1 protein-coding gene is annotated in these 2077 nt (G+C 72.2%); it reads left to right on the top strand.

Features of this window, described 5'->3' with window-relative positions; translation table 11 throughout:
• Positions 1-521 precede the first annotated feature (521 nt).
• The gene (locus tag VFZ20_RS13040) at positions 522-1817 is read left to right on the top strand and encodes a glycosyltransferase family 39 protein (protein ID WP_329684327.1); all 1296 of its coding nucleotides are present in this window, start codon (positions 522-524) and stop codon (positions 1815-1817) included.
• Positions 1818-2077: the final 260 nt, after the last annotated feature.

Below are 2077 nucleotides of genomic sequence, written 5' to 3'. Positions count from 1 at the left end.
TGGCTGCACGAGAATATTTCCTACTCGCCGTACGCGGGCGACAACGCTAATAATCCAGACCCGCTGCTTCAACGCTGGGCCGACGCGCTTGCATATGCGGCCTGAGAAGGCCAAAGTCGAGCTGAGGTCGGGCGGCGCCGGCTGAGAGTTCCCTGGCATGGTGTATCGGGCGCCGGCCGGCCGAAGAATCGGGTTGCCGGAGTGCAGGGTCCCGCCCGCGCGCCGAGTTTCGCGCGAGGAGTCCAGCACGGGCGAGGTCTGTGCGCGGCCCGACCAGATTCTTCGGTCGGAAGGCGCCACGGCTCCATGCGATGGGATGGACCGCGCCGGGCGCCTTCCTCGTCAGGATGACAGAGCGGGCGGGAAACACCTTCAAACCCATCCGAGAATCGCTGTAACGGCGGGAACGGCCGCCCAGCCCATCACGCAATCGACACCAAGGAGAAAAAATTTTTCTTGTGGCCGCACCGTAACGACACTATCTGATAAGGAGCACGCTGCCACTTTCTCGGGAAGCTCCCATGCGATCACCTTCGTCAAGCCTGCGCCGGGTCCTGCTCATCGCGCTCGTGCTGCGCGCCGTGGCGGTTGGCGCGGCCCTGGCGCGCGGCACCGCCGCCGCTGCCGACACGCCCGGATACCTGGAGCCCGCACGGGCGATGCTCGCGTCCGGGCGCTTCGACAGCGGCGGCGCGCCGGAGTTGGTGCGCACGCCCGGCTATCCGCTCCTGCTGGCCGTGGGAGAGGGACTGGGGGCGGTCACGCCGGTGACGCTGGCGCTGCAGGTGCTCCTGGGCGTGCTGGCGGTCTGGCTGGTGTACCGGCTGGCCCGGGTGATGGGCGCGGCTCCCCGGGTTGCGGTGCTGGCGGCGGCGCTGTACGCCGTGGAGCCGCTTTCCGTCTGCTTTACCGCCCGCCTGCTGACGGAGACGCTCTTTACCACGCTGTTCGTGGCGATGCTGCTGGCACTGGCCCGGTGGGCGCGCGAGGGGCGGCCGGGGGACGCGGCCGCGGCGGGAGCACTGCTGGCCGCCGGGTGCTTCGTGAGGCCGGTGCTGTACTTCGCCCCGCTCCTCCTGGCGGTGGTGATCGTGGGAGTCGGATGGCGCCGCGGGGCGGGGCGGGCACTGGCGCACGCGGCCCTGTTCCTGGTGGTGGCGGCCGCCCCGCTCGCCGCGTGGCGCGAGCGCAACGCACGAGAGGCCGGATACCACGGGTTTTCCGCGATCACGGACCTGGACCTGTTCTACTACCGCGCGGCCGGCGTGACAGCCCTGCGCACGGGCCAGCCGCTCGAGGCGGTGCAGGCGGCGTGGAGAGCCGAGCGCGCGGAGACGCTGACGCAGGCGGACTGGCGCGCCCGCGGCCGGGAGCGCGCGGCGGGCTACCAGGCCATGCGCAGGGAGGCGCGCGAGATCCTGCTCCGCGACCCGGGCGCCGTCCTCCGGACAACCAGCGCGGGGGGCGCTCGCACCGTGCTGGGCCCGGGCATCGCAGACTGGGCCCAGCTCGCGGGCGTGAGCGCGCACCCGGCCGCGCGGCTGGCGCTCAGCTCACTGCTCGCCGTGTACCTGTTCGCCGTGCTGATCCTCGCCGCGCTGGGCCTGTGGAGCCACGCGTGGACCCGAGCCGCGCTCGTCCCCGCGCTGGCCGCGTCGCTGTACCTGGTCGCGGTCACGTCGGGCCCGGGTGCCTACTCCCGCTTTCGCCACCCCGTCATGCCCGCGCTCTGCATCCTGGCCGCCGCGGGCGCACACCGCCTGCGCCGAGGCGGCGCGGAGCCGCCACTCCCAACGCCGCGAGGCCAAATCCGGTAATCCGTCCGAATCCGCCCCGCCACGCGCTCACGCACGAAAACGGTGGGGAGCGGAGCCGCGGGAAAAAGCCGGTTCTCCGTTGCCTCGACCTTCTGGCGTGTGAACACAGTTCGGGCACTTGATTCCTGACACGCAAAATCGGCCCCCTCCCGACGGATCGGGAGGGGGCCGAGGTGCGTGGGACCCGCGCGCTTACGGCGTGGTCGCCGCCGGAGCCGGCGCGGTCGTGCCCGGGGTCGCGTTGGGCGCGGCCTGCGTCG

It is taken from the genome of Longimicrobium sp., assembly GCF_036280135.1.
Taxonomy (GTDB): Bacteria; Gemmatimonadota; Gemmatimonadetes; order Longimicrobiales; family Longimicrobiaceae; genus Longimicrobium.
The sequence above is the reverse complement of the archived record's forward strand: the minus strand, read 5'-3'. Positions and strand labels throughout refer to the sequence as shown.